This is a genomic window from Ruminobacter sp. RM87 (assembly GCF_000701925.1).
Classification (GTDB): domain Bacteria; phylum Pseudomonadota; class Gammaproteobacteria; order Enterobacterales; family Succinivibrionaceae; genus Ruminobacter; species Ruminobacter amylophilus.
In genome coordinates this window covers 133,795-139,854 of the sequence record NZ_JNKD01000002.1, presented here as the reverse complement: position 1 = coordinate 139,854, position 6,060 = coordinate 133,795, and the positions used below count along the sequence as shown (strand labels likewise).

General features: G+C 40.0%; 9 protein-coding genes. 1 reads left to right on the top strand and 8 read right to left on the bottom strand.

Going from position 1 to position 6,060, the window contains the following annotated elements:
* Nucleotides 1-233 (top strand): hypothetical protein (locus T489_RS15095; RefSeq protein ID WP_031578278.1); only part of this gene is annotated, 233 nt, incomplete at its 5' end.
* Nucleotides 234-338: 105 nt separating this feature from the next.
* Here the strand turns inward: T489_RS15095 and rpoA (T489_RS0101445) are convergent.
* From rpoA (T489_RS0101445) to secY, 8 genes are all read right to left on the bottom strand, one after another.
* Nucleotides 339-1,403, bottom strand: coding sequence for a DNA-directed RNA polymerase subunit alpha (gene rpoA / locus T489_RS0101445; RefSeq protein WP_031578277.1), 1,065 nt, complete (start codon nucleotides 1,401-1,403; stop codon nucleotides 339-341).
* A 164-nt stretch (nucleotides 1,404-1,567) separates the two neighbouring features.
* Entirely contained in the window at nucleotides 1,568-1,957 is a 390-nt protein-coding gene (gene rplQ, locus T489_RS0101440) for a 50S ribosomal protein L17 (protein WP_031578276.1), read from the bottom strand.
* A gap of 27 nt (nucleotides 1,958-1,984) precedes the next feature.
* Nucleotides 1,985-2,992, bottom strand: coding sequence for a DNA-directed RNA polymerase subunit alpha (gene rpoA / locus T489_RS0101435; protein ID WP_031578275.1), 1,008 nt, complete (start codon nucleotides 2,990-2,992; stop codon nucleotides 1,985-1,987).
* A 23-nt stretch (nucleotides 2,993-3,015) separates the two neighbouring features.
* On the bottom strand, nucleotides 3,016-3,639 hold the full coding sequence (rpsD, locus tag T489_RS0101430; protein WP_031578274.1) for a 30S ribosomal protein S4: 624 nt from the start codon (nucleotides 3,637-3,639) through the stop codon (nucleotides 3,016-3,018).
* 28 nt (nucleotides 3,640-3,667) lie between these two features.
* Nucleotides 3,668-4,069, bottom strand: coding sequence for a 30S ribosomal protein S11 (gene rpsK / locus T489_RS0101425; RefSeq protein ID WP_031578273.1), 402 nt, complete (start codon nucleotides 4,067-4,069; stop codon nucleotides 3,668-3,670).
* A 14-nt stretch (nucleotides 4,070-4,083) separates the two neighbouring features.
* Nucleotides 4,084-4,440 carry a 30S ribosomal protein S13 gene (gene rpsM / locus T489_RS0101420; RefSeq protein ID WP_031578272.1) on the bottom strand — a complete coding sequence of 119 codons (357 nt, stop codon included), beginning with the start codon at nucleotides 4,438-4,440 and terminating at the stop codon, nucleotides 4,084-4,086.
* Nucleotides 4,441-4,593: 153 nt separating this feature from the next.
* The gene (rpmJ, locus tag T489_RS14555; protein ID WP_010457377.1) at nucleotides 4,594-4,707 is read right to left on the bottom strand and encodes a 50S ribosomal protein L36; all 114 of its coding nucleotides are present in this window, start codon (nucleotides 4,705-4,707) and stop codon (nucleotides 4,594-4,596) included.
* A gap of 18 nt (nucleotides 4,708-4,725) precedes the next feature.
* Nucleotides 4,726-6,054, bottom strand: a complete 1,329-nt coding sequence (gene secY, locus T489_RS0101415; protein ID WP_031578271.1) for a preprotein translocase subunit SecY — start codon at nucleotides 6,052-6,054, stop codon at nucleotides 4,726-4,728.
* Nucleotides 6,055-6,060: the final 6 nt, after the last annotated feature.

The window sequence follows — 6,060 nt, the reverse complement described above, 5'->3', positions numbered from 1 at the left end:
ATAACAAACTGCTGGCAAATCTAGATTCCATCGAACAGACGGTATTCAGGGAAGGTTGTTATTACACTCCCGTAACCGGTGTTCAGAGAAGAATAATGGAAGCATTGAACATCCCTAAGCCTTCTACGGAAATATTTGGAAAGCTCTCGAAAGAAGAAGAGGAAACAGACGAAGACGACAACATACAGTCTTTTGACGAATTGGATATTATCCTGAGTGAAATAGAGAAATAATAAGACCGAACCTCATGTTATTTGAAATTCGGTCTTATGACGCCTAAACATATGAATTGCAACAAAGTTTAGGAAGGTGGTTTTAATATACTAATAGGACTTAAATTAGAGTCTGTATTTAACTTCAGGTTCGTCCTCTGCTTCAGGCCAGTTCTCAATGCGCATTCCCAAAGAGAGACCTTCGCGTGAAAGGACATCCTTGATCTCAGAAAGAGATTTCTTACCGAGATTTGGAGTTCTTAACAACTCAACTTCAGTACGCTGAACAAGATCACCTATAAGCTTAATACCTTCAGCCTTCAGACAGTTAGCAGAACGAACAGTAAGTTCAAGCTCTTCAACTGGCTTAAGAAGCTGTGGATTGATCTTAGGTTCATTATCTTCCTCAACAACAGGTTCACTAAATGAACTGATATTGATAAACGCATCAAGCTGTTCATGGAAAATAGTTGCAGCATGCTTCAGGGCATCTTCAGGAGTAATGGTACCATCTGTTTCAAGACTAATCACCAGACTTTCAAGAGCTCTGCCTTCGTTATTCTCGTAAGGTTCGATTCTATATGCAACATTCTTCACAGGGCTATAGGTAGCATCAACAAGCAGTCGGCCTTCGCCATGATCTCTATGATCTTCAGCATGATTAGAAGAACGTAAATCGGCTCTGTCAAAGCCTCTGCCTCTGTCAACATAAACTTCCATAATGAACGGAACTGAACGATGAGTAATGTGGCAGATAACCAATTCCGGATTTAAAATCTTCACACCTGTTGGACAATAGATATCGCCGGCAGTAATAGGACCAACATAATCTGACTTATAATTATGGTTATCCTCTGAAGACGTTTCAGGGTCATTAACATGTAAAGAAAGCACTGCTTCATTCATGGTTGTATTTTCAATTTGAACTGCAATCTTCTTAAGATTTAACAGTAAAACCAGAATATCTTCCTGCAAGCCTTCCTTAGTAGTATATTCATGATCTACGCCTTTAATCTTTACTGCATTGATTGCACAACCAGGCATAGATGATAAAAGAATTCTTCTTAAGGCGTTACCTAAAGTGAGACCGAAATTTTGTTCAAATGGTTCAAGTCTAATTATTGATTGAGTCTGAGAGATTTTTTCAATATTAGCCTGCTGCGGTCTAAAAGTATCAGTTGAGAAGTTCAAGTTTGATTCCTCATTTGACAGAATATACAATCTGTATAAAAATTAACAATCGCTAAAAAGCAAAAAATGATCGTTTAATTATATACGGTGCACTGTAAAAGTCAAGCTAAAAAAAGATAAAAAGACCCCGCATACACGAGGTCTTTTTTATTACTTAAAATAAATTAAGCTTCTGCAGTTTCAGCAACTTCAGCAGGCTTCTGATCAACTAAGCTGATGTAAGCCATCTGAGTCATGTCACCTGGACGTAAACCGCACTTTAAAATACGGGTGTAACCACCATTACGTTCAAGACAACGCTTACCAATGTCGTTGAAAAGCTTGGTAACGATATCTCTATCGCGGGTGCGTGCAAATACTAAACGACGATTAGCAACACTGTCAACCTTAGCAATAGTGATAAGACGTTCAGCAACACGACGTAATTCCTTAGCCTTAGGTAAAGTAGTCTTAATAGTTTCTTCTCTGAATAAGGCTACAGCTAAAGCACGGAATAATGCAGCACGGCTGCTGCTATTGCGGTTCAACTGACGACCGCTCATACGATGACGCATGATATCTTCCTTATAAAATAAATGTTGTTATGACTTAGAACCTTGACCTGACAACTCTGCAGGAGGCCAGTTATCAAGACGCATACCGAGGGATAAACCACGTTGAGCTAAAACATCCTTAATCTCAGTTAGAGACTTTCTACCAAGATTTGGAGTCTTTAATAACTCAACTTCAGTACGCTGAACTAAATCACCGATGTACTGTATACTTTCAGCCTTCAAGCAGTTAGCAGAACGAACTGTTAACTCAAGATCATCAACGGACTTAAGGAGTACCGGATCCGGAGCAGGAACATGAGTCTGCTCTACAGGGCTTACAGTCTTAACAGCATCTAAATCCACAAAAGAATATAGTTGTTCACGAAGGATACTTGCACCTAAATGAATAGCCTGTTCTGGATCTAACACACCGTTAGTTACAATATCGAGCACCAATTTATCTAATTCAGTTCTCTGCTCAACACGGGCAGAATCTACTTCATAAGATAAATATTTTACGGGACTGAAACTTGCGTCTAACATAATGTTGTTGTCTTCATCAAAGCCAGGCTTTCTTCCCTGCTGACTTGCAGGTAAAAAACCTACGTTGCGCACAACCTTCATTTTAATCTGAATGTTAGATTTAGCATCCTTAAGATGACAAAGTACATGGTCTTTATTAACAATGTTAACCTTATCACTTACGATGTCACCAGCGCAAACGGGACCGGCTCCAGACTTGGACAATTCTATATCGACTTCATTTTCTGCATCATCTAATATGCTTACTGCTATTCCTTTAATATTCAATAACAGTTCAAGAACATCTTCCTGAATATCTGACTTTGCACTATATTCATGTGCAACACCTTCGATAACCACATCGGTAATTGCACAACCAGGAACAGACATTAATAGACAACGACGCAAAGCCTGACCTAAAGTATTGCCAAAACCACGTTCCAAAGGTTCGAGAACGACATTTGCATGGTTCTGAGCAACAGGTTCTATTGCCACCTGTCTTGGTTTTAAAAAGTCTTTTACAGAGCCCAAAATTATTCCCTCGTTTAGAGACTAAATTACTTAGAGTAAAGTTCGATGATAAGCTGTTCCTGAATATCAGCAGGTAAATCTGAACGTTCTGGAACACGAACATACTTACCCTTCATGCTATCAGCATCAACTTCAACCCAGCTAATAGGTTCGCTAGTCTTAGCTAAATCAAGAGCAACCTTAATACGTTCCTGATTCTTAGCCTTTTCACGAACAACAATTTCAGCACCAGCTGAAACCTGGAATGAAGGAATATTAACAACCTTACCGTCAACCATGATAGCCTTATGGCTAACAAGCTGTCTTGCTTCTGCTCTGGTAGAACCAAAACCCATTCTGTAAACTACGTTATCAAGACGGGATTCAAGAAGCTTAAGAAGGTTTTCACCAGTGTTACCGTTCAAACGAGAAGCCTTCTTATAGTAGTTTCTGAACTGACGTTCTAAAACACCGTAAATACGACGAACTTTCTGCTTTTCACGTAACTGAAGACCGTATTCAGAAGTACGAGGTCTGTTTTCCCAATGCTGACCAGGAAGCTTTCTTGATCTTTCGCCACGAGCAGCAAAAGCCTTAACACCTGACTTGAGGAAAAGGTCTGTACCTTCTCTACGGCTTAATTTAATAGATGGTCCAATATATCTTGCCATTTTAATACTCCATTATGCAAAGAAGGTACTACACACGACGCTTCTTCGGTGGACGACAGCCGTTGTGTGGAATTGGGGTTACATCAGTGATATTAGTAATCTTATAACCAATAGCATTGAGTGCACGAATTGAAGATTCACGACCAGGACCAGGGCCCTTTACGTTAACTTCAAGATTCTTAACACCGTATTCCTTAGCTGCTTCACCTGCACGTTCAGCTGCTACCTGAGCAGCATATGGAGTGGACTTACGGGAACCACGGAAACCAGAACCACCAGAAGTAGCCCATGAAAGAGCATTACCCTGACGGTCAGTAATAGTAATAATTGTATTATTAAAAGAAGCGTGAATATGAGCTACGCCATCTGCTACCTGCTTCTTTACGCGCTTACGAGCACGAGCATTAGTGCTGTGAGATGCTTTAACCATTATATTAACCTCGCTTACTTCTTAATTGCCTTGCGCGGACCCTTACGAGTACGAGCATTAGTCTTAGTACGCTGACCATTTACTGGTAAGCCTTTACGATGACGAAGACCACGGTAACAACCAAGATCCATAAGACGCTTAATGTTTAAAGTAATTTCACGACGAAGGTCACCTTCTACAGTGTACTTAGCAACCTGTTCACGAACTTTATCTAATACAGATTCATCTAAATCTTTAATTTTAACGTCTTCTCTGATCTGAGCATCAGCACAAATCTTCTTTGCGGTGGTAGCACCGATACCGTAGATGTACTGAAGTGCAATAACTGCATGCTTCTGATCAGGAACGTTAATACCAGCTATACGGGCCACTATAAACTCCTAATATGTAAGTTATAAAAAATAGCCTCCGCAAAGCCCGTTAGGATACGCGGGGGCCGACTAGTGCACAATAAAAAACTGCAGTCACAGATTATACATGACATGCAGTTTTTTTGCAAACAAAATTAATTGAGTAAATTAATATTAACCCTGACGCTGTTTATGCTTAGGATCAGTACAAATTACTCTAACAACACCACCACGCTTAATGATTTTGCAGTGACGGCAAATCTTTTTAACTGAAGCACCAACTTTCATGACATACTCCTGTTTGGACTAGCGTCCATAATTTAACAAATTTGCTTTCTTCAGCACATCACCATAAAGTAATTTTGCCTTATGGCTTTGGTATTGTGCGATTAAATCCATTGTTACCACAACAATAATCAGCAAAGAAGTACCACCAAAATAGAACTGAACGTTAAACCAGCTCATGAGCATTTGAGGAACAAGACAAACAAAGCACATGTAAAGGCCACCGGCAAGACTTAATCTTGTCATAACCTTATCAATATGTTTCGCAGTCTGCTCACCAGGTCTAATACCAGAAATAAGTGCACCGCCCTTTCTCAAATTATCAGCTATCTCACGAGGATTAAATACCATCGCAGTATAGAAGAAACAGAAGAACATAATGGCAACCGCATACAATATTTCATATAAAGGCTGACCTGGGGACAGTAACATTGATATTTCCTGCAACGTACTTACAAAAATGCCTTGATCAGTATTGCCACTACCCAACCATGCAGCAATAGTCGCAGGGAACATAATAATGCTTGAAGCGAAAATTGCAGGTATAACACCTGACATGTTCAGTTTAAGAGGCAAATGACTTGCAGGCGGTTCGTAAATACGATTGCCACTCTGTCTTTTGGCGTAATTAATAGGTATTCTACGCTGACCAAGTTCGACAAACACAACAAAGGCAGTAACTGCTATAACGACTACAGCAATTATGATGAGACTTAATGCATTCAAATCACCCTGACGCGACTGCTCTAATGTAACACCGATTGCACGTGGAAGACCAGCAACAATACCAGCAAAAATTAGAAGTGAGATACCATTACCAATACCACGTTCAGTGATCTGTTCGCCTAACCACATCAGGAACAAAGTACCAGTGGTAAGACTTAATGTCGCAACAACATAGAATTGAAAGCTTGGGTTATCAACAAGACCAGGCATCATTCGTGGTAAACCATAAGCGATACCTGATGCTTGAATTAAGCCCAATAGCAAAGTTCCCCAGCGGGTATACTTTGTTAATGTTCGTCTACCGGCTTCACCTTCTTTCTTTAATTCAGCTAACTGAGGAATCATAACCGACATTAGCTGAATAATAATAGAAGCGGAAATGTAAGGCATAATGCCTAAGGCTAAAATGGACGCACGCTCCAATGCACCACCAGAGAACATGTTGAACATTCCCATTACGTTTCCGCTTTGGGAATTAAACATTTCACGCAGTACATCGGCATTCACACCAGGAACAGGGATGTAGGAACCAAAGCGGAAAATGATAAGTCCAAAAATTACATACCAAATTCGCTGCTTGAGCTCACTAGTTTCCTTTTTATCTTGGCCTGGTCTTGCTACCATTTTTAT